The sequence below is a fragment of the Vibrio anguillarum genome (genome assembly GCF_003390515.1).
Lineage (GTDB): Bacteria > Pseudomonadota > Gammaproteobacteria > Enterobacterales > Vibrionaceae > Vibrio > Vibrio anguillarum.
The window spans coordinates 892646-914160 of the sequence record NZ_CP031479.1 but is presented as its reverse complement, the minus strand read 5'-3'; the positions used below and the strand labels follow the sequence as shown (position 1 = coordinate 914160).

Sequence of the window (21515 nt, the reverse complement as noted above, 5' to 3'; positions counted from 1 at the left end):
AGTTTTTATTATGTACATCATTTCTCATCGCTTAGGGCTTTCGCGGAGAAAGATCCGTCATAAAAAAGGTCAGCGAATGCTGACCTTTTATTTTAAAACGACTTATTATTTTTTGCGTACATGTGGGGCGGCTTTATCAAGCACGCCATTCACAAATTTATGGCTATCTTCAGCAGCAAATACCTTTGCTAACTCAATCGCCTCATTGATGACCACTTTATATGGCACATCATCGCGACGAGTCATTTCGTACATGGCTAAACGAAGTAACGCCAATTCCATCATGTCTAAGTCTTGCATTGGACGAGACACGAAAGGACGCAATTTGCTATCTAGCTCTGTGTGGCTTAGCACTACACCCGTGAGTAGATCACGGAAATATGCAACGTCGGTTTCTGGAGCCGCTAACGCTGGCTCAGCAGCATGATGCTCTTCTTCATCATACTTACCACCCGAGAGGAATTGCTCTTCGATAGTGGCAACATTTTCTTTTGTAATTTGCCAAGAATAAATTGCTTGTAGCGCAAATTGACGTGCATTACGACGTGCGGCTGGTTTCACACTGGCCCCCATTAGGAATCGATTTCTGAAAGAACGTTAATCATCTCAAGCGCGCTTAGTGCAGCTTCTGCACCTTTGTTACCAGCCTTGGTTCCCGCGCGTTCAATGGCTTGATCGATGGTATCAACAGTTAGAACACCAAATGCCACTGGAAGGCTGTATTCCAGAGACACTTGCGCCAAACCTTTATTGCATTCACTGCACACATAATCAAAGTGTGGCGTACCACCACGAATCACAGTGCCAAGAGACACGATAGCGTCGTATTTACCCGTTTTTGCTACGCGTTGAGCAGTAAGAGGTAATTCGACAGCACCAGGGCAGCGAACAACAGTAATATTGTCATCGCTAACTTGTCCGTGACGCTTTAAAGTATCGATTGCACCAGAAAGCAGGCTTTCGTTAATAAAACTGTTGAAACGAGAAATAACGATAGCAATTTTTGCATTTGGTGCGGGGAAACCACCCTCGATCACTTTCATAAGCCTTCCTTTAACTATATACACAAGTGAGAATCGCCGGATTCTAGCACAATTTTGTGAGCAATATCTAATGGAAATTCGGCTTAGACGGCAAACCAAGCGGCTAATCAGCGAAATAATAAAGGAAGCGTTGGGCTTCCTTTATTGGTTTTATTACGGTGTATTTTTAAATGTGACCTTAGGTTTTAAGCGCTAAAACGAGATGACATTATTGGCAGACATACTCAGTCACATTCAAGCCGAAACCGCCTAAAGCGTGATACTTTTTATTGGCTGAAGAGAGTAAACGCATATCACGAACACCTAAATCCGCCAGAATTTGTGAACCAATCCCCACACGGCGTGAAGTACCTTGTTTTTTCGCTAAAGTAGGCGCTTGGCCTTTGTCTTGTTGCTCAAACATTTTAACGCGATGGATCAATAAGTCGCTCGACTCTTCATTACCTAAAATGACCAATACGCCGCCCTCTTGGCCGATACGCTGCATCGCTTTATCTAAAGTCCAACTGCGTTCAGCATTGCGATCACTGCGCAGCAAATCGGTAAAGGTATCGTGCAGATGAACTCGCACCAATGGCGCTTGACCATCCAATGTGCCTTTTTGCAATGCGTAGTGGATCTGATTATCAATCACGTCGCGGTAAGTGATCAGTTCAAATTCACCGTATTCTGTCGGCAACTTGCACTGTGCAACACGCTCAATGGTCGTCTCAGTATTGTTACGGTATTCAATCAGATCAGCAATCGTACCGAGTTTTAAACCATGTTGCTCGGCAAACACTTCAAGATCAGGGCGACGCGCCATGGTGCCATCATCATTTAAAATTTCGACGATCACAGAGGCGGGCTCTAATCCCGCAAGGCGCGCTAAATCACAACCGGCTTCCGTGTGTCCAGCGCGAGTTAAAACGCCCCCCTCTTGCGCAGCCAGTGGGAAAATGTGCCCAGGTTGCACTAAGTCTGAAGCTTTCGCCTCTTTCGCCACCGCAGCTTGTACCGTCACGGCGCGATCGGCCGCTGAAATGCCGGTGGTTACGCCTTCGGCCGCTTCAATCGAGACGGTAAAATTGGTGGTGTATTGAGCATTATTATCCTGCACCATAGGAGCCAAGCCTAAACGCTGACAACGAGCTTTAGTCATGGTTAAGCAGATCAGGCCACGACCAAATTTAGCCATAAAATTAATCGCTTCAGGAGTAACGTGCTCGGCGGCCATGATCAAGTCACCTTCGTTCTCACGATCTTCGTCATCCATTAAGATGACCATTTTCCCAAGGCGAATATCTTCAATGATCTCTTGCGGGGTACTTATTGGCATACTCTATTTTCCTATCGCTGAACTATTTTCCGTACAGTCCCTGACTTAGATTTATCCACGACCGTGGTGGCATGGGACAATGCGCGGTTTACGCAAAACCATTTTGTTGTAAAAATGCTAAGCTAATTTTTGACTCTGGTGTCTCTTCATCTTTCTGGTTTTGCAGCAAACGCTCCATATAACGCGCGAGCACATCCACTTCCAAATTCACTTTACGCCCAACATGAAATGCATCAATGGTCGTTTCGGCAGAAGTGTGAGGCACTATGGTCAGCTTAAAGGCATTCTTTCTTAAATCATTCACAGTGAGGCTGATACCATCTACTGTAATTGAGCCTTTTTCAGCCACGTATTTATTCAATGCCGGTGGGATCGCTACCCAAAACTCTATCGAACGACCAACAGGATTTCGTTCAATGATTTCACCAACACCGTCAACGTGCCCAGAAACAATGTGTCCACCAAAACGAGTGGTCGGCAACATGGCTTTTTCTAGGTTGACCTTGTCACCAACTTGATAGTGAGCAAACCCGGTTTTGTTGAGCGTTTCTAGTGAGAGATCCGCTGTATATTGAGTGCTGTTATAATCTACCACGGTCAAACAGACACCATTTGTGGCAATACTGTCACCAAGTTTGACATCGCTCATATCAAGATGACCGACTTTCACGGTCACGCTGATGTCTTCACCTTTGGGCGTAATCGCGGCAAGTGTACCTACCGCCTCGATAATTCCTGTAAACATGCTATTTATCTTTTATTTTAGGTACGGCAATGATCCGAATATCCGGCCCAACTTGTCGTACATCTTTGATGATTAACTCTAGCGTATCCGCCATGGAAGATAGCCCCAAAGCACCAAATAGCCCCCGACCATCACTACCCATGATTTTAGGCGCTAAGTACAAAATGATCTCATCGACCAATTGGGCTTGGATCAGTGAACGAGCCAGTGTGGCACCAGCTTCTACCCAGAGATGATTCATTTGTGACTGCTCAGCTAAATAAGCTAAGGTATCCGCTAACTCAAATTGTGTCTGGTTGCTATTGAGCAATGACGTATGTTCAGTGCCAAGCACCAATACTTCACCGGAATGTTGATACAGCTTTAGACCATCATGGAGTTGGTTTTGCCTGTCAAGAATGACTCGCACTGGTTGGCGTAACTGATGTTGTGGGTAGTTCACTTGCACTGATGGAGGCAGTTCATCCCAACGCACAGTCAATGAAGCATCATCTTCAATCACTGTTTTGCTGGTCGATAAAATCCCACCCGCTTTGGCGCGAAATTTTTGCACATCTCGCCGCGCGGCCGCTGAAGTGATCCATTGACTCTGACCATTATTGAGTGCCGTTTGTCCATCAAGACTTGCGGCCATTTTCAATTGGACAAAGGGCATCCCACTTGTCATGCGTTTAATAAAACCCGGATTGAGCGCGATGGCATCCGCTTCTAACAAACCGACTTCGACTTCAATCCCAGCGTCATGCAGCATTTGAATACCACGCCCAGCGACTTGAGGATTCGGATCTTGCATTGCGCAAATCACTTTCGCCACTTTGGCGTTAATCAAGCCTTCAGCGCAAGGCGGTGTACGGCCATGATGCGAGCAAGGCTCTAAAGTGACATAAGCGGTAGCGCCTTGCGCTTGCTCTTTTGCCATGCGTAAGGCGTGCACTTCGGCATGCGGCTCACCAGCACGCGCATGAAAACCTTCACCAACAATCTGCTCTCCTTGAGTGATCACGCAGCCGACATTGGGGTTAGGTTGAGTGGTAAAAACGCCACCTTTGGCAAGCTCAATGGCTCGCGACATCATTTGATAATCAAAAGGAGTAAACATAAGCGATTAATCTTCCAGCTTCGCGATTTCTTCACCAAACTCACGAATATCTTCAAAACTGCGATACACGGAGGCAAAGCGGATGTAAGCGACTTTATCGAGTACTTTGAGCTGCTCCATCACCAAGTTACCAATCATTTTACTTGGGACTTCTCGCTCACCAGTAGCTCGCAACTGAGATTTAATCATACTGATTGCAAGCTCAATCGCATCGGCGCTGACGGGGCGTTTTTCTAATGCTCGCTGTATACCACCGACCATTTTATCTTCGTTAAACGGTTCACGATTTCCATTTGATTTGATGACTCTTGGCATCAAGAGCTCGGCCGATTCAAACGTGGTAAAACGTTCATTACATGCCAAACATTGACGGCGACGGCGCACTTGATGGCCATCAGCGACAAGACGAGAATCAATCACTTTGGTGTCGTTCTCTGAACAAAAAGGACAATGCATATCACCTCCATAGCAATGAGCATCAGTGTACCGGAATTAGTACGCAAGTTGAACGCAAAAGGGGCATCAGCCCCTTTTCAATCTCTATTTTGTTAACAACCACACTTTGCGTTATCCATAACGAAAAGAACTCAACGACGTGATAAGTAATTGGCTTTGCCAACCCACTTGTAACTGGTCAACTCTTCTAAGCCCATCGGCCCGCGAGCGTGCAATTTTTGGGTCGAAACGGCCACTTCAGCGCCTAAACCAAATTGAGCTCCATCAGTAAAACGCGTCGAAGCATTGACATACACTGCAGCAGAGCCCGCTGAATTAATAAACAGCTCTGCATTAAATAGGTCATTTGTCATGATCGCATCCGAATGGCTTGCATTGTGTTCACGCATATGTTCAATCGCTTGCTGCACGTCATCGACCACTTTGACGCCCAAAGTGTAACTTAGCCATTCGGTGTCAAAATCGCCCTCAACGGCCTCTCTCAACTGTTTTGCATGACTCATGCAGGCTTGGGCTTTTGGCTCTACAACGAAGGTCACTTGATCATTAAGTCGTAGCACCAGTTTTGCCAAAAATTCACTCGAAATCGCTTGATGAACCAGCAAAGTATCCAGTGCGTTGCACGCTGAAGGGCGCTGAATTTTTGCGTTTTCAATCACCTCGACTGATTTATCTAGATCCGCAGACTGATCAACAAAAATATGGCTAATGCCAAAACCACCAATAATCACCGGAATGGTGCTGTTTTCTTTGCACATTTTATGTAGGCTAGCGCCGCCGCGCGGAATGATCATATCAACATATTCATCAAGCTTGAGCAGCTGTGAAACCAGTTCGCGATCCGGTTTCTCAATATACTGCACCGCAGCGGCTGGAAGTTGCGCTTTTTCTAGCGCCGATTGAATAACGTTGACTAGCGCCATATTGGAGAAAAAGGTCTCTTTCCCTCCCCGTAAAATACTGGCGTTACCCGTTTTTAAACACAATGCAGCAATATCAATGGTTACATTCGGACGCGCTTCATAAATAACGCCCACCACACCTAACGGTACTCGGCGGCGAGACAATGACAATCCGTTTTCAAGCACTCGGCTATCGATTTCACTACCGACAGGGTCATTGAGATTAATCACATTACGCACGTCATTAGCAATGGCTTGCAGGCGTGATTCATTGAGCAATAGGCGATCAAGCATGGCATCGTTCAACCCGGCTTGGCGGGCCAGTTCGATATCTTGAGCATTCGCTTTTAAAATCGCGACGCTCTGCGCCTCCAGTTCATCGGCAATGATCGCTAATGCATTGTTTTTTTGTGTCGTTGAAACGGTAGCGAGCTGGAAAGCGGCCTGTTTGGCGGCTTTACCCATTATGGTTAAATCCACTTTCTTTTCCTTACTATTCTTGGATCACAACAAGATCATCGCGATGAATGACTTCTGAGCCATAATCGTAACCTAAAATGCCTCCGATATCTTTGCTGTGTTTGCCCGCGATTTTGGCTAAGTCTTGGCTGGAATAAGCGGCGATGCCACGGGCAATTAATACGCCTTGTTTATCGGTTACTCGCGCCACTTCACCACGTGCAAAAGTACCACTGACATTCACTACCCCTTTCGCTAATAAGCTACTGCCATTCGCGACTACAGCGTTGACGGCTCCGCCATCAATGACAATGTCACCAGAAGCGGCAGGACCCGCTAAAATCCAGCGTTTGCGGTTTTCTAACGCTTCGGTACATGGCAAGAAACGGGTGCCTTGCGGCGCATCACTTAAAGAATCAAAAATAACGTTGCTGGCACGCCCTGCGGCGATAATGACTTCAATCCCTGCACGACGAGCAATATCAGCGGCCTGAAGCTTAGTTGCCATACCTCCGGTGCCAAGCGTAGTACCACTACCCCCAGCGATTTTACGCAAGGTATCATCAATGGTTTTGACTTCTTTAATCAGTTCAGCGTTAGGATCTTTACGCGGGTCTGCGGTGAATAGCCCTTTTTGGTCAGTCAGCAGCAATAGTTTATCGGCACCACATAAGATACCGACCAAGGCTGACAAATTGTCGTTGTCACCCACTTTGATTTCACTGGTTGCCACTGCATCATTTTCGTTGACCACAGGAATAATATCGTGCTCGACCAAAGCATTAATGGTATCTCGCGCATTCAAAAAACGCTCACGATCTTCTAGATCGGCACGAGTCAGTAGCATTTGACCTATTTTAATCCCATAGATGGCAAAAAGAGATTCCCATGCTTGAATCAGTTGACTCTGCCCAACCGCAGCAAGCAACTGTTTGCTAGCCATTGCGTTGGGGAGTGCGGGGTAACCTAAGTGTTCTCGACCAGCGGCAATTGCGCCCGACGATACAATCACCACTGAGTGGCCTTGCTTTTTCAGTTCAGCACATTGACGGACAAGCTCAACCATATGAGCTCTATCTAACGCCAAAGTACCACCGGTTAATACACTGGTTCCTAGCTTCACAACGATTGTTTGAAGTTGCACCGCTTTTCCGCTTTGTTGATTCGTTGTCATGATTTCTTCTGAAATGGAAAACACATAAGAGCTGATGTTTTAGCAATCAAAGCAATAATTCACAAGTAGAAAAGGTGCTAAAAAGCACCTTTTTCATCACGAGGGTAAGGGGATAACGAAAATCAGACGAATTCAGCGGAATCTTGTGCAATCTCAACACTCAATTCAAAGCGCTCATAGAGACTCGCTACCAGTTTGGCATGAAACTCTTCTTGGGTACGTTTGACTTCAGAAAATACGGATTTAGGAATCGCGTCGGCATCCCACGCGCCAGCTAAGTTGTAACGTCCTGTATGATACTTAGCCTCAAACCCTGATTCTTTCTTAGTAAGTTCCAGCCACCAGCCCCAAAACTCTCGTTTTTCTGGGGATTTTTTGTCATTAACGCAAGACGCAAGGCAATCAAATAAGTAGTGATCCTCACGACATTGGCCTTCTCGTAAATAAGGTCCAATAGCTTTTAAAGCAGACAATAAGCGATAATGAGTCGGGGTGTGGGTCATTTCTGACATATTGACTCTCCATTTCAATGTTAAGAACGATCATTATTTTTATTAATCATATGCTTGTTACCGCATACCAATATCATGCTTAACTAATTTAGTAGAAAAGTCACCTAAATAGCTCATCTTCTAACCACTTTATCGCTAAATCGAGGGATTGCTCATATCCTTGTGTAATTGTTTTGCTTTTTATCTGTTTCGCTTTGCCATATTCACTAAAAATTGCAACTAATTGATTATCCGAATAGGGTGAAATGGGATCACCTTCTAATCCTAAAGCCAAAATCGGAACTTTAGTTCGCCTACTGGTTAAAAAACCTTGCACTTTCAGTGACCACGCTCGCATCAACCCAGCAAGGCTATTAATATCCACCACGTCTTTACCTAAACGAGACGCCAGCACATCAATATACATTTTGGGCATTTTTTTCAATTTTTCTGGCGAAGCTAAAATATCGTGGATAGGTGCCCCTAATGAAACACAAGCCTTGATTTTATCTTGCTCTAGAAAAGAGAGCCTGATCATAGAGTTACCACCAAATCGAAATCCAACAAGCCCCACTTTTCGATGATCAACCCAAGGCAAGCTTTCCAGTTCATTGAGTACGGCTTGATGCAGACATGAAGAATCTTCAGTTAAAGGCCAATGGGAGCTATGACCTACGGAGGGCATATCAATAGTTAACATCGCAATATCTCTAGGCGCGAGATAATCTCTAAACAAACGCCACATATCCGTCTGCAAACTGTCTAAACCGGCGCTAACCAAAACGACCGGATGAGGCCTATCGGTATTGGGCAAATGCAAATTAGCGACTATTTTTTTGTTCTTATAGGGTACTTCAACTTGCTTAATCACATAACGAGTCAATTTGGCCGCTTCGTTATAAGCGCTGTTTGACAGTATCTGTGCCTGCAAGGATAAATTATCATTTTTTAGATGCGGATAACCAGCAATGCTAAAGCAGAGCGACGCGGAAAAAAGTTCATTGGCCGCCTCTTCGTCTTGCTTGTCATTAGCGCGCTTTTGGTGACGCATACCCAGCTTAGTCCACTCGTATGCCCAGTTACCACTGTGATAGCCCATAACCGTATCTAACCAATCCGCTTCGGTTCGCGAATGTTTCGAAGAGGCAATGCGGGCGAGAACTTCTTCTTGCTCTACTGGATCAACACCTTGCCATATCCACTGTAAACGCCTGAGATTTCGATACCAAACGTACCCTTCTTGCTGTTTTTTTAGGTCCAAAATTTCTTGGCTGCTTGGCATATAACGGGTCAATGCCGAGGTTTCTTGGGCTTGCTTGTATTTCTGGAACAAGGTTTCAGAAAGGTTTTGGCTGTTAGATTCAGACATAAGTCGATTCAATTGAGAGCGGTGCTCTAATAGTAATAAAAAAAATGGCCCGATAAAGGGCCATTTTCAAATAAACGCAAAGAAAAACATTACTTTTGTTTACGGTTAATCGGTTCTGCGTATTGAATCGTCATATCCCATGGCTGCTCAATCCACGTATCTTGAGCAATATCCACAACGTAATCATCTAACAAGCTGACGCCAGAAGGCTTCGCACACACCGCAATCAATTTCGCTTTAGGATACATTTCACGTAGCTTACGTGCGGTATCACCACTATCGACCAAATCTTCAACAATTAAGAAACCTTCGCCGTCACCTTCAGGTGCTTTGATCACTGTCATGTCACGCTGATGATCATGATCGTAACTTGAAATGCAAATCGTATCGACATGGCGAATACCTAATTCACGCGCCAATATGGCACCAGGAACCAAACCACCGCGGCTCACCGCCCAAATACCTTTCCATTGCTCTGCAGGCATCTGTTTTTCTGCCAATTGACGACAGTAAGTCTGCATGTTGTCCCAAGTGATAACGAATTTATTGCTCATTGTTGTAAACCTAATTATTTAAATAATCTGTGTCGTTCATTACATTGCAGAGGCGATATACTTAAAGATGAAGATGGCTGACATCACCCACACACTCATCGATACACTGCGCCCTTTGCCACTAAATAGTTTGATAGCCGCATAAGCAATGAAACCAAGAGAAATACCTTCTGCGATAGAGAATGTCAGCGGCATTAATAAACAGGTAACGACGACAGGAGCCGCTTCTGTTAAATCGCGCCAATCAATACTGACCAAACCAGAAAGCATCAAAATTGCCACGTAAAATAATGCACCAGACGTAGCGTACGCAGGGATCATTCCAGCTAATGGCGAGAAGAATAATGCAAGTAAGAACAAAATGCCAACAACGACTGCAGTCAGCCCTGTGCGCCCGCCAGCAGCAACACCCGCCACACTTTCAATGTAAGAGGTTGTGTTTGATGTACCCAGCAGGGCACCGACTGACGTAGCGGTAGAATCGGCAAGCAATGCTTTATTTAGACGTGGGATTTTACCATCTTTGCCAATCAAATCTGCCTTTTGCGCCACGCCAACTAAGGTGCCAGCCGTGTCAAATAGATCGACAAACAGAAACGCAAATACCACTGAAATCATACCCACTTCAAAAATGGCGGAGAAATCAAGCTGCAAAAAAGTTGGCGCAATACTTGGTGGTGCCGACATAATGCCATGCCACTGAACGTCACCAAACACTAAACCAAGGCCAGTAACCGCAAGAATCGCGATCATTACAGCACCCTTTAAACCACGATGAACCAAAGCAATCGTCAGGAAGAAACCTATCGCACCGAGTACAGCAGGAAGAGAAGTAATTGCGCCGACAGAAACCAAAGTTGCAGGGTTATCAACCACAATGCCTGCATTTTTCAGGGCAATAAAGGCAAGAAAAAGTCCAATACCGGCCGAAATCCCCGTTCGTAATGACATCGGAATCGAACCGATGATCCACTCACGGATTTTAAAGATACTAAGAAAAATGAACAGCACACCAGAAACGAATACCGCCGCCAGCGCAACTTGCCATGTATATCCCATGCCGAGCACAACGGCGTAAGTAAAAAATGCGTTTAACCCCATACCCGGAGCCTGTGCGATTGGGTAGTTGGCAACAAAGCCCATGATGAAACAGCCAATAGCCGCCGCAAGACACGTAGCAACAAATACTGCACCACGGTCCATGCCGGCATCCGCTAAGATCGCAGGGTTAACAAAGATAATGTATGCCATCGTGAGAAATGTCGTTATTCCTGCGATAACCTCAGTGCGCACGTTTGTGCCATATTCACTAAGTTTAAATAGCCTTTCGAGCATGATCGAGTCCTATAAGGGTAAAAAGTAAACGGTTGCGTAATCGATTGGCTGTGGATTATAGAGAGATCAGATCACAAATTCCAGATAGAATTAAGGCTGTAATATGCTTTTATTAATGGCTTATGAACCTAGTCGCGCTTCATTTCTTCAAAAAGAAAAAGCGGATTTCCATATCGTATTGCCATTGAGCCGTAAAGGAAGTGCTGAACATTGAGATAAAAAAACGCCACCTCATCTGAGGTGGCGGCGAATCATTTTAGCCAAACTGACTACAAAAAAATTCCAATATCTAGGGGGTGAACATACAGTTCAAATAACATGCTTAAAGTCTTAATAACCAAAGCTTGTTGGGTAAGCAAAGTTGCCAGTGTAAACAGACTTGTTTGTCCAGAACATTGCAGATGGTAAACCTTTCATAACTATCACCTTATAAAATCAATTGAACATAAATTTGATTTCTCGGTTCCATGGAGGCGATAAACGGACTCATCCTTTGAGCATTTTTTCTTCGCTTTCGAAGTTGGTTACAAATATACCACCAAGAAATTAAATTACAATATTTAGCGTGATAAAAATCACATAATTTTATTTTAATGATCTACATCAACAGATTTAAGTAATTAAATTACACAAATATCAGCAAAAAATGATTATTAGGCGGTAAGGGGAAGAATCTCATCGCCGATTGTGTCATCTCTTCTATACGCTACAGTCGATTTAATGTGACACCAATAAAACAATTCTCAAGCGGTGAGGCTACTCGCTGATTGTCGAGAGTGGTATGCTGTCCACCACTACAAGTCATGCTCAGATCTAGTCGATATCGCTACCAAAGAAACATTTCGCCTGTTCATGATCTGGCAAGCTCGAATAAAAGGAGTATTCCGTGTCTGAGTTCTATTCTGAAATCAGTAAATTGTCATCTGCACCCGTATGGCAATTTTTCGATAAAATCTGTTCCATTCCTCACCCGTCTAAGCATGAAGAAGCCTTAGCCCAACACATCATCCAGTGGGCGACAGAGCAGGGTTTAGCGGTACGCCGAGATCCAACCGGCAACGTTTTCATAAAAAAACCAGCGACAGCTGGCATGGAACATAAGAAAGGTGTGGTTCTACAAGCTCATATTGATATGGTGCCGCAAAAAAACGAAGACACGCAACACGACTTTGCTAAGGATCCTATCCAACCGTATATCGATGGCGAATGGGTAACAGCCAAAGGAACCACTTTAGGTGCCGATAACGGTATGGGTATGGCAGCATGTTTGGCTGTTCTCGCGTCAAAAGAGCTCAAGCACGGTCCTATTGAGGTGTTGCTGACGATTGATGAAGAAGCGGGTATGACAGGTGCTTTCGGCCTTGAAGCGGGTTGGTTAGAAGGAGAGATCCTGCTCAATACTGATTCAGAACAAGAGGGCGAAGTATATATGGGCTGTGCTGGTGGTATTGATGGCGCAATGACTTTTAATATCCAACGACAAGCCATGCCTGCTGGTTACGTAACACATCAATTGATTTTGAAAGGGTTAAAAGGAGGTCACTCTGGGTGTGACGTCCATACTGGCCGTGGGAATGCTAACAAGCTACTGGCTCGCTTTCTTGCTAGTCACGCACAAGAACTTGATTTACGTTTGATCGAGTTTCGCGGTGGTAGCCTACGTAACGCCATTCCTCGAGAAGCGTTTGTCACCGTGGCCATTCCTGCCGAAAATGGGGTAAAACTGGATGAGCTATTTAGCTCCTATACCCAGCTAGTGAAAGAAGAGCTTGGACGCGTCGAAACGGGAATTGTCACTTTCAACAACCCGCAAGACAATGCGGAAAATGTCTTCGCTCTTGTTGATCAACAACGTTTTATTGCCGCATTAAATGCGTGTCCAAACGGTGTGATCCGGATGAGCGATGAAATTGAAGGCGTGGTTGAAACCTCATTGAATGTCGGTGTGATTACTACACAAGAAAACTCTGTGACTGTGTTATGCCTTATTCGTTCTCTGATTGATTCAGGTCGCCAACAGGTTGAAAGCATGCTCAAATCCGTTGCTGAGCTAGCGAATGCGGAAATTGCCTTTACTGGTGCTTATCCGGGCTGGAAACCAGATGCCGATTCAGAGATCATGGCTATTTTCAGAGACATGTACCAAGGTATTTACGGTCATAAACCGAATATCATGGTGATCCATGCTGGCCTAGAATGTGGTCTTTTCAAAAAACCTTACCCAGAAATGGATATGGTTTCGTTTGGCCCAACCATTAAATTCCCTCACTCACCGGATGAGAAAGTGAAGATCGACACAGTCGACCTTTTCTGGGAGCAAATGGTTGCCCTACTAGAGCATATTCCAGCGAAAGTTTAACCCACTCTGATGTCGAATTCTTCAACCAGCGTGTAATAGCAAGTTGATGAATATCTTGCTTTGGCAGCGGAATTCGGCATCAATCCTTACCTCTTTTTCTATCAATTAATTTTATCGATAAGGCAAATTAATTTCATTAGCGCACATTTTTTGTGACTGCTAGAGTTCGCCCCCTTGAAGTTCCTAGAGTTATTCACCACACTCTCTTCAAGCGATAACACCATTTAAAAGTTGTATCGGGGATGCGGCTACTCCTTAGCGGCGTCTTACATTCTCCAAAAATATTGAAACTGCGATGAAAGAAAAAATGATTGTCGGATGGCGAGAAACTCTCAGCCTTCCAGGGTTAGGTATTGATCAAATTAATGCCAAAGTCGATACCGGAGCCCGCACGTCGTGCTTACACGCATTTAAGGTAGAGAGCTTCATCAAGGAAGAGACTCTTTGGGTTCGCTTTTGGATCCACCCTGTGCAGCGCAATAATGACAAGGTCACAGTGTGCGAAGCTAAAGTCATTGATGAACGAATCGTCCGTGATTCCGGTGGCCATGAAGAGTCACGTTACGTTATTCAATCAGACGTCAGTTTGGGCGGCCAAACTTGGCCCATTGAAATAACGTTAACCAATCGCGAAAATATGGGTTTTCGTATGCTATTAGGTCGCACCGCAATGCACCGTCGAATTTTAGTTAATCCAACTAAATCGTTTTTAATCGCTTTCGAGGAGAGCAAATAATGAAAATTGGTATTCTGTCACGTAATGCTTCGTTGTATTCAACCAAGCGTCTGATTGAAGCGTGTAAAAGCCGTGGCCACCAAGTCAAAGTGATTGATGGGCTGCGTTGCTATATGAATATCAATTCTGAAAAACCCGAAATTCACTTTAAAGGTGAAGAGTTAGCGGGTTTTGATGCAGTCATTCCTCGTATTGGTGCATCCGTTACGTTTTACGGTACTGCGGTATTACGCCAATTTGAAATGATGGGGGTTTATCCCGTCAATGAATCTGTGGCTATTAGCCGTTCCAGAGATAAACTTCGCTCAATGCAGCTATTGTCTCGTCGCGGCATTGGTATGCCAATTACTGGTTTCGCCAGCAAACCCGATGATGTCAAAGACTTACTCGACATGGTCGGAGGAGCACCGGTAGTAATTAAATTACTTGAAGGAACTCAAGGCATCGGTGTAGTGTTAGCGGAAACACGCAAAGCAGCAGAAAGTGTGATCGAAGCGTTCATGGGCTTGAAAGCCAATATCATGGTGCAAGAGTACATCAAAGAGGCTGGTGGCGCCGATATTCGCTGTTTCGTTATTGGCGACAAAGTTATCGCAGCCATGAAACGGCAAGGTGCCGATGGTGAGTTTCGCTCTAACCTACACCGCGGCGGAACCGCCTCTTTGGTAAAAATCACCCCTCTAGAACGTAAGACGGCTATCGATGCGGCGAAGATTATGGGTCTCAATGTTGCGGGGGTGGATCTTTTGCGATCGGAACGTGGCCCATTAGTGATGGAAGTCAATTCATCGCCAGGTCTTGAAGGTATTGAAGCCGCTACTGGTAAAGATATCGCCGGGTTGATTGTCGAATTTATTGAAAAAAATGCGGCAACGAAAGGGACAAAAACACGTGGCAAAGGTTAGGAAAAACACAGCATTTCATTTCCTGGGGGATTCAGTTCCCCCAGGAACGCGCAAGGCAATGGAGCTAGAAGCGGCTAAGCTTTATACACACTCGCCACTCTCTATCCCTATCGAAATCATTAATGGAATATCCACTGGCCCAACCTTAATGGTCAATGCCGCCATCCATGGTGATGAACTGAACGGCGTTGAAATAGTCCGTCAACTGATCAACTCCATCGACCCGCAAAAACTAAAAGGGACACTGATTGTTGTCCCCATCGTCAATGCCTTTGGCTTTATTCATAAATCTCGCTACCTTCCTGATCGACGCGATCTCAATCGCTGCTTCCCTGGAAGTGAAACTGGCTCCCTCGCCTCTCGCATTGCACATACTTTTTTTTCCCAAGTCGCTTTACGTTGTGATTACATCATTGACCTGCATACTGGTGCTATTCATCGCACGAATTTGCCACAAATCCGCGCCGATCTCACTAATCCTGAAACCTTACGTATTGCCCAAGCATTTGCAACCCCAGTGATCATCGACTCTCCACTGCGTAATGGCTCGCTCAGAAGTGAAGCGGAGAAATCAGGCATCACAGTATTAACTTATGAAGCAGGTGAAGCGCTAAAATTTGAACCTATTGCCATCAATGCGGGTATTGTCGGTGTGAAACGCACCATGCAAGCCATTGGTATGATGCGCAAAAGTCGCAAGGCCGTACCGACATCGATCATCGCAAAATCAACCAGTTGGCTCAGAGCCGAAAGCGATGGCATCTTGCGCACTGTGGTGACGCTTGGTGACAAGGTCGAGAAAGGACAAGTGCTTGCCTATATCAACTCACCGCTTGGTCATGTCGAAGTCGAATTAAGAGCCAATAAGGGGGGTATTGTGATTGGCCAACAAACTCTGCCTCTTGTTAATGAAGGAGATGCCGTATTCCATCTCGCCTACTTCTCGCAAAGCGATGAGATGGTTGAGCAAGTCGTGGGCGATTTTATTGAAGAGGTCGCAGACAGCGATTTAGAACCTCTAACCACGGGACACTTGATGCCACCGTCGATGGTCTAAATAGTCGATAACTCTAAACAATAGAGACACAAAAGTTCAATAATAAAGCCCTTATTCAAAGGGCTTTATGCTGTCTAAGCGTGAGTGGGATGAAGAAAGTAACTCATTAACCGAACGAAGCCCAAATCACCGTAGCCACTAATACAGGGCAGACAAATTTCACGTACCAAGGCCAGATTTTACCAAACCAACCCAATTGGAACTCAGGGAAACCTTGCTCTAACTCTTTGACCTTCGCCTGACGACGCCATACCCAACCGCCAAATAGGCAGAACATCAGCGCTGCTGTCGGCTGCAAATATTGCGTCGCAACCGTTGCCACTAAGCCAAATAGCGCACCAAAGTTATAAACAATAACGACACTGACTAGCGCAATTAACGCGCCTAATACCCAACTTGTTGGTGCGCGTTTCGTATTAAAACGCTCGCTGACTAAGGCTACAGGGCATTCCAGCATAGAGATAGAAGAGGTTAACGCGGCGATCGTCAGTAAAGTGAAAAATACGATAGCAAACACCTGCCCCATCCAACCAAGGCTATCAAACATCAATGGCAACACAGTAAAAACGAGCGTATCTGAATTTAGTAAAGAACCGTCAGCGGCATAGATTTCCACCCCTTTATGCATCGCAACAAACATCGCAGGCAACACAACAAGGCCAGCAATGAAAGCCACGGCGGTATCAACTAAAGTCACATTTAGTGCCATCTTCGGCAGGTTTTCTTGCTTACTCAGATAAGATCCGTAAATCAGCATCGAGCAGCCACCAATGGTTAATGAGAAGAAACCTTGCCCCATTGCCGCCAATAAGAGATGTCTGTCAAACACCTTTGAAAAATCAGGGACTAAATAGTGTTGTAAACCTTCCATCGCTCCAGTTTGCATCATGATGTAAACAAACAGCACACCAAACAGTACAAACAATGCAGGCATTAAACGCGTTGACCATTTTTCAATCCCGTCTTTAACACCACCTTGCACGATTAGAATCGTCAAAATATAAAACACTAAGGTTCCGAATAAGTTACGCTCAACACTAAACCCTTTCAACCAAGCTGTGATTTCCACAAAACCCAATAACTCTGTCATCGCACCGAGTAAAAAGCAGATTAGCCAGCCACCGACGATGCTGTAAAACGCCAGTACCGCACTCGGAACACTCAAACCAATCCAACCGACAAAGCCACCGACCATTTTACCTAGTGGATGAGGCGTTAATGAGCGCATGCTATCAACAGGGTTTGCTTGCCCAAAACGGCCTATCGCCATTTCAACCACTAACATAGGGAAGGCAACGACCATGATCATCACCAAATAAACCAATAAGAATGCGCCGCCGCCGTTGCTTGCCGCTTGGGTTGGAAAGCCCCAAATATTACCTAGGCCAACTGCCGCACCCGCCGCCGCAAGAATAAAACCAAGACGTGAACCAAAATGTTCACGAGAATCAGACTGTGTCATACCACTCACACAAATATCAATAGACTAGTTAGCTAGTACGGTAATACAGGCAATCAAATAGAGCAATTCCACTGCTTATTTATTAAACAAGCATTGCAAAAATAAACAGAATTTACTGCGTAAAGATTATTGAACAGGCAATGTTAACGGGAGATTAGAGGTGAATTTTTGCACGAGATAACGACCTCTTCCTTGTGCTTTGACTGCATAAAGTGCTCTATCAGCCACATGAAAGAAATCTAGATAGTGATTCAACTGTGGGGTATCAATTTCAACCCCTCCAACACTAATTGAAAGCGTCTTCTTAGCCGGGGAAAATTGGTGGGTAATGCGCAGTGATTCAACCGATTCGATCAGTCGTTTAGCATAAGCTTGACCATCAATTTCGATGTCGCTCGCCAAAACTACACAAAACTCTTCTCCACCAAAGCGAGCAACCAGTTTTTCACCGCCAAAATCCAATTTTTTTAAGCTAGTCGCAACAGATTTCAATGCTTCATCACCCTCTAAGTGGCCGTAGTGATCATTGAACAATTTAAAACAGTCAATATCGATTAAAAACAATACGATATATCTAAATTGATAATCAACAATATAGCTTTTAAAGACCTTTTCTAAACGACGGCGGTTCGCAATACGTGTGAGTGGATCGTGCTCTGATTGCCATTTTAGTTCACGCCGACTGGTTTCCAGCTCCCATACTATTTGGTTCATCGTACGAGAAAACTCTTTCATTTCCTTCGATATGAAGGAGCGCTCACTAGGCATCTTTCCACCCGATGCTTTAAATTGATCCAGCACTTGATTGGCATCATTGATTGGCTTGACTACTTTATTCGCTACAACTAAGTTCAAGAAAAACATTAGGATAGAGAATGAAGCAAGCCCAGACAGCTCCTGCCATTGAATAAACGGTGGGACTTTAACGGTATGACTTACTTTAATCAACACAGTAAGACGATTGCGATAATCAAGCATTTCAAGGTAAGAGATATTATCTTCATGTGGCGCGGCAACGGTTTGATCATTAAGACTTTTGATCAGCATCACTTCCACATTCACCCCAGTTGCAATCACAAGCTCATTGATAAACTGTCCACTGATCCTTTTTAAAAAAAGTAAATAACCTTTGTCGCATTCCTTTGCGTCACTATTACAAACCCGAGAGGTTGCAACGATAAAAGGTTTGTCGTCTATCACGATAAAACTGAGATTCGGTTTGATGAAATCTTTTGGTGCTTTCATCGCGTCCGCTAAAATATCACCAAAATTATATCGAATCGCATCATAACTGGCTTCATGGCCAGTCTCATAGTCGTAGCGCTGGCCCCAAACTAATTGCACATCTGGATTAAAAATAAAAATACCGTCTAATGACTTGGATTCAAAGGTGTGAGTACCAATACTGTCGCGAATAAAATCATCATTAGGCTTAGCAATAAAATCGGCCATTTCATTCCATGCGGCATAATCAGCCAATGATGCCCCCATGTCCGCTTTTTGCATATTAAGAACAGTTCGAACTCGGTTAACCTCACCTCGTTGCAAGGAAAGAGCATCTTCAACGGCGCGATCATAAGACCACATAAACTTAAATAGCAGATAACACAAAATAAACAGCACAACGAAGGCTATTGAAACTAATGCTGTTAACCGTCTCAAACTAAAATTATTAAACAACATCCATACCAGTAAATTAACCTAACATCATAGACACAAATAAAGAGCACCGAATGTGCTCTTTAAGTTTAGATGGTAAAGACTTGATAATCTTTTAATACTGGTATTTTTTGGTGCAGTTGTTGTTCCTGCTCAACCATATCATTAAGAGACTCACAAAAATCACGACTCTCTTTTTGAATTGTGGCGGCGTTTTCTTGAATTCGCTCGGCTAACTTAACTTTTAAGTCCGCCATTGTATCGGTCAATTTTGTGATGTTTAAGCCACCCTCTTCTCTCATTTTCAGTGAAAGGGCATCGAAGGCACCGGATATAAACTCTTTGTTAAATAAAGCTTTCGCTTTTTCAAAATCATCGGCCCAAGTTTGCGTCATTGATTCAAAAGTCTGCGCAGGGATAACCAGCTCACCATCTTTGTAATAACGAGATTCAATATTGGCAAAAAAAGCGGCTATGGATTGCTTGGCGCTATCGAAGGCGTTGGGAGATTCAATACTTTTCGCAACATCATCCAAAATATCATTCGCCAACGCTAAGCCATCACTCGCCATCTGTTTTACTTTAGGCAATGAAGCATTCATGCTTTCTCTATACTGCTCAAGGGCCGTTTTCTGCTCACTGTCGAGTTCCATCTTTTCACCACGGATATAGAGATTATTCTGTTTATCTATCAAAACAGTGTCGGTGCTCGTTTTAAGAATTTCAACCTTATCACCATCAAGGTGAACTTCATGGTTCACATCAACTCGGCACTGCGCTGCCCACAAAGGGGAGCTCAACAACATTAAAGTGACTAACACTACTTTTTTCATTGTTTTCTCTCATCGATCGTTTTATGACTAACCATATCAGGTGTGGATATTTGATGAGTTAGTATTTCTCGCTAGCAATATAAATGATTTCAACCTAAAAACCGTCAATTTAATGACATAAATGTTAGTTTGTTTCACTAATTTAAAAAAAACTGAGCTGCTTATTGAGCATTTCTGGCTTTAACATCACCTGTAAACCAAGTAAGCGAATTTCTCGCCCGTTTTGCCGCAACAAAATATTCTCCAAAAGGGTTCGAAAGTCATTGAGCTCTAACTGTGGATGAAGATGCTCAATCGTCGTAAGTTGAAAATCGGCAAACTTGACTTTGATCCCTTGTTTGACAATCGAACCATCAACACTCGCTCTGTCTAACCTCGCTTTTATCTCTGGATAGAGATGATGTTCAATCACCTGCCAGCACTCTTCATAACTTGAGATATTTTGACTAAATGTTCTTTCGACACCTAATGATTTGCGCTCCCTCTCTGTCACGACTTCGCGATTATCAATTCCATGACTTTTCTTCCATAGTGAAGCGCCTAATCTGCCAAAGTTACGAAGTAGCTCTCGATAGTCTGTTAGCTTAATATCTTCACACTTATAAAAACCCGCTTGGTGCAACTTTTCCAGACTAACCTTACCGACACCGGGTATTTTCTCTAGCGGCAATGAATCGACCACCTGCTGTACTTTATCGGGTGGTATTACAAATTGGCCGTTAGGCTTATTCATATCAGAGGCCACTTTAGCCAAAAATTTTACAGGCGCTACACCTGCAGAGGCGGTCAGTTGAAGTTCGTTGTGAATATCATGGCGAATGGCTTGAGCTATCAATGTTGCGCTTCCTTGACATAACGGTGAATCACTCACATCAAGAAATGCTTCATCTAATGATAACGGCTCAATAATGGAAGTATAACGTTCGAATATCTGTCGGATTTGAATGGAGATAGCTTTGTATACCGACATCCGCCCCGGAACGACCAGCAGATTGGGACATAATTTTAAGGCTTGAGCAGTCGGCATTGCGGAACGAACGCCAAATTTCCTCGCTTCATAATTGCAAGTACTTAACACACCACGCTGCTTTTCATGACCACCAACGGCTAGAGGGCGATGCCTATATTCGGGGTTATCACGCATTTCTACTGCAGCGTAGAAACAATCCATATCAATATGGATAATTTTTTTGATTTTATTTTCCAATTCAAAACCATCAAAAGACTGTATACATAAACAGTATATTCTTGGTTTCTATGGATTGAAATGAATTGCTTTTAAAAATTAAAGAGCCTGCACAAAACAGGCTCTTTAATCGTAGCTCAGGCGATACGATCTTTTTCCCAATGCGCTAACTTTTCAGCTCTTGCTGCGGCCTTAGCTTCGCGTTTTTTACGTGCATCACAAGGCTCTGGGCAATTGCACACTTTTTCAATGCCAACAGCACCTAATCCACCACAACTGCCTTTGACTACTTTCTTTTGAAAGACATAGCCAACCGCCATCGCGGCAATGACACACAGAAATACACTGAATGTAATGAAAAAAGTATTCATAA

At 44.2% G+C, this 21515-nt stretch carries 22 protein-coding genes; 4 read left to right on the top strand and 18 right to left on the bottom strand.

The window, feature by feature from the left end:
- Positions 1-105 precede the first annotated feature (105 nt).
- From nusB to vcdP, 13 genes are all read right to left on the bottom strand, one after another.
- Positions 106-573: a transcription antitermination factor NusB gene (gene nusB, locus DD616_RS08200; protein WP_013856197.1), complete on the bottom strand. Its 468-nt coding sequence runs from the start codon at positions 571-573 to the stop codon at positions 106-108.
- A complete protein-coding gene (ribH, locus tag DD616_RS08195) occupies positions 573-1043 on the bottom strand; it encodes a 6,7-dimethyl-8-ribityllumazine synthase (protein WP_026027639.1) in 471 nt (156 codons plus the stop codon). The genes nusB and ribH overlap by 1 nt, the downstream gene beginning before the upstream one ends.
- Before the next feature lie 208 nt (positions 1044-1251).
- Positions 1252-2361 (bottom strand): bifunctional 3,4-dihydroxy-2-butanone-4-phosphate synthase/GTP cyclohydrolase II, encoded by a 1110-nt coding sequence (ribBA, locus tag DD616_RS08190; protein WP_013856195.1) that lies wholly within the window; start codon positions 2359-2361, stop codon positions 1252-1254.
- Between the two features lie 88 nt (positions 2362-2449).
- Complete coding sequence (locus DD616_RS08185) at positions 2450-3106, bottom strand: riboflavin synthase (RefSeq protein WP_208872164.1); 657 nt, start codon at positions 3104-3106, stop codon at positions 2450-2452.
- Between the two features lies 1 nt (position 3107).
- Positions 3108-4205: a bifunctional diaminohydroxyphosphoribosylaminopyrimidine deaminase/5-amino-6-(5-phosphoribosylamino)uracil reductase RibD gene (gene ribD / locus DD616_RS08180; RefSeq protein WP_094124762.1), complete on the bottom strand. Its 1098-nt coding sequence runs from the start codon at positions 4203-4205 to the stop codon at positions 3108-3110.
- Positions 4206-4211: 6 nt separating this feature from the next.
- Positions 4212-4661: a transcriptional regulator NrdR gene (gene nrdR, locus DD616_RS08175; RefSeq protein WP_010320136.1), complete on the bottom strand. Its 450-nt coding sequence runs from the start codon at positions 4659-4661 to the stop codon at positions 4212-4214.
- Between the two features lie 131 nt (positions 4662-4792).
- Entirely contained in the window at positions 4793-6043 is a 1251-nt protein-coding gene (locus DD616_RS08170; protein WP_094147261.1) for a glutamate-5-semialdehyde dehydrogenase, read from the bottom strand.
- Positions 6044-6056: 13 nt separating this feature from the next.
- Entirely contained in the window at positions 6057-7196 is a 1140-nt protein-coding gene (gene proB, locus DD616_RS08165) for a glutamate 5-kinase (protein ID WP_038148735.1), read from the bottom strand.
- A gap of 122 nt (positions 7197-7318) precedes the next feature.
- Positions 7319-7708 (bottom strand): sigma factor-binding protein Crl, encoded by a 390-nt coding sequence (gene crl, locus DD616_RS08160; protein WP_026027640.1) that lies wholly within the window; start codon positions 7706-7708, stop codon positions 7319-7321.
- Between the two features lie 100 nt (positions 7709-7808).
- Positions 7809-9056 carry an esterase FrsA gene (gene frsA / locus DD616_RS08155; protein ID WP_019281101.1) on the bottom strand — a complete coding sequence of 416 codons (1248 nt, stop codon included), beginning with the start codon at positions 9054-9056 and terminating at the stop codon, positions 7809-7811.
- A gap of 89 nt (positions 9057-9145) precedes the next feature.
- Positions 9146-9610: a xanthine phosphoribosyltransferase gene (gene gpt / locus DD616_RS08150; protein WP_010320141.1), complete on the bottom strand. Its 465-nt coding sequence runs from the start codon at positions 9608-9610 to the stop codon at positions 9146-9148.
- A gap of 39 nt (positions 9611-9649) precedes the next feature.
- Entirely contained in the window at positions 9650-10945 is a 1296-nt protein-coding gene (locus DD616_RS08145) for an NCS2 family permease (protein WP_019282317.1), read from the bottom strand.
- A gap of 330 nt (positions 10946-11275) precedes the next feature.
- A complete protein-coding gene (vcdP, locus tag DD616_RS17560) occupies positions 11276-11362 on the bottom strand; it encodes a small protein VcdP (protein ID WP_481008213.1) in 87 nt (28 codons plus the stop codon).
- A gap of 469 nt (positions 11363-11831) precedes the next feature.
- On the opposite strand from vcdP, the gene DD616_RS08140 reads away from it, so the two are divergent.
- The 4 genes from DD616_RS08140 (at position 11832) to DD616_RS08125 (ending at position 16002) form a co-directional block, all read left to right on the top strand.
- Entirely contained in the window at positions 11832-13304 is a 1473-nt protein-coding gene (locus DD616_RS08140) for an aminoacyl-histidine dipeptidase (protein WP_094147591.1), read from the top strand.
- A gap of 295 nt (positions 13305-13599) precedes the next feature.
- Entirely contained in the window at positions 13600-14040 is a 441-nt protein-coding gene (locus DD616_RS08135) for an ATP-dependent zinc protease family protein (protein WP_094147590.1), read from the top strand.
- Positions 14040-14945 carry a 30S ribosomal protein S6--L-glutamate ligase gene (rimK, locus tag DD616_RS08130; RefSeq protein WP_010320145.1) on the top strand — a complete coding sequence of 302 codons (906 nt, stop codon included), beginning with the start codon at positions 14040-14042 and terminating at the stop codon, positions 14943-14945. Before DD616_RS08135 ends, rimK begins: the two co-directional genes overlap by 1 nt.
- Positions 14905-16002 carry a succinylglutamate desuccinylase/aspartoacylase family protein gene (locus DD616_RS08125; protein WP_088718002.1) on the top strand — a complete coding sequence of 366 codons (1098 nt, stop codon included), beginning with the start codon at positions 14905-14907 and terminating at the stop codon, positions 16000-16002. The genes rimK and DD616_RS08125 overlap by 41 nt, the downstream gene beginning before the upstream one ends.
- Before the next feature lie 106 nt (positions 16003-16108).
- Here DD616_RS08125 and DD616_RS08120 read toward each other — a convergent pair whose 3' ends face one another.
- The 5 genes from DD616_RS08120 to nqrM all read right to left on the bottom strand — a co-directional run bounded on the left by DD616_RS08120 (position 16109) and on the right by nqrM (position 21513).
- On the bottom strand, positions 16109-17464 hold the full coding sequence (locus DD616_RS08120) for a sodium-dependent transporter (RefSeq protein ID WP_094147589.1): 1356 nt from the start codon (positions 17462-17464) through the stop codon (positions 16109-16111).
- Positions 17465-17590: 126 nt separating this feature from the next.
- Positions 17591-19147, bottom strand: coding sequence for a diguanylate cyclase (locus tag DD616_RS08115; protein ID WP_208872163.1), 1557 nt, complete (start codon positions 19145-19147; stop codon positions 17591-17593).
- Positions 19148-19212: 65 nt separating this feature from the next.
- Positions 19213-19956 (bottom strand): YggN family protein, encoded by a 744-nt coding sequence (locus tag DD616_RS08110; RefSeq protein WP_208872162.1) that lies wholly within the window; start codon positions 19954-19956, stop codon positions 19213-19215.
- Positions 19957-20098: 142 nt separating this feature from the next.
- Entirely contained in the window at positions 20099-21163 is a 1065-nt protein-coding gene (gene dinB, locus DD616_RS08105; RefSeq protein WP_017046582.1) for a DNA polymerase IV, read from the bottom strand.
- Positions 21164-21279: 116 nt separating this feature from the next.
- A complete protein-coding gene (gene nqrM, locus DD616_RS08100) occupies positions 21280-21513 on the bottom strand; it encodes a (Na+)-NQR maturation NqrM (protein WP_013856179.1) in 234 nt (77 codons plus the stop codon).
- Between the last annotated feature and the right edge of the window lie 2 nt (positions 21514-21515).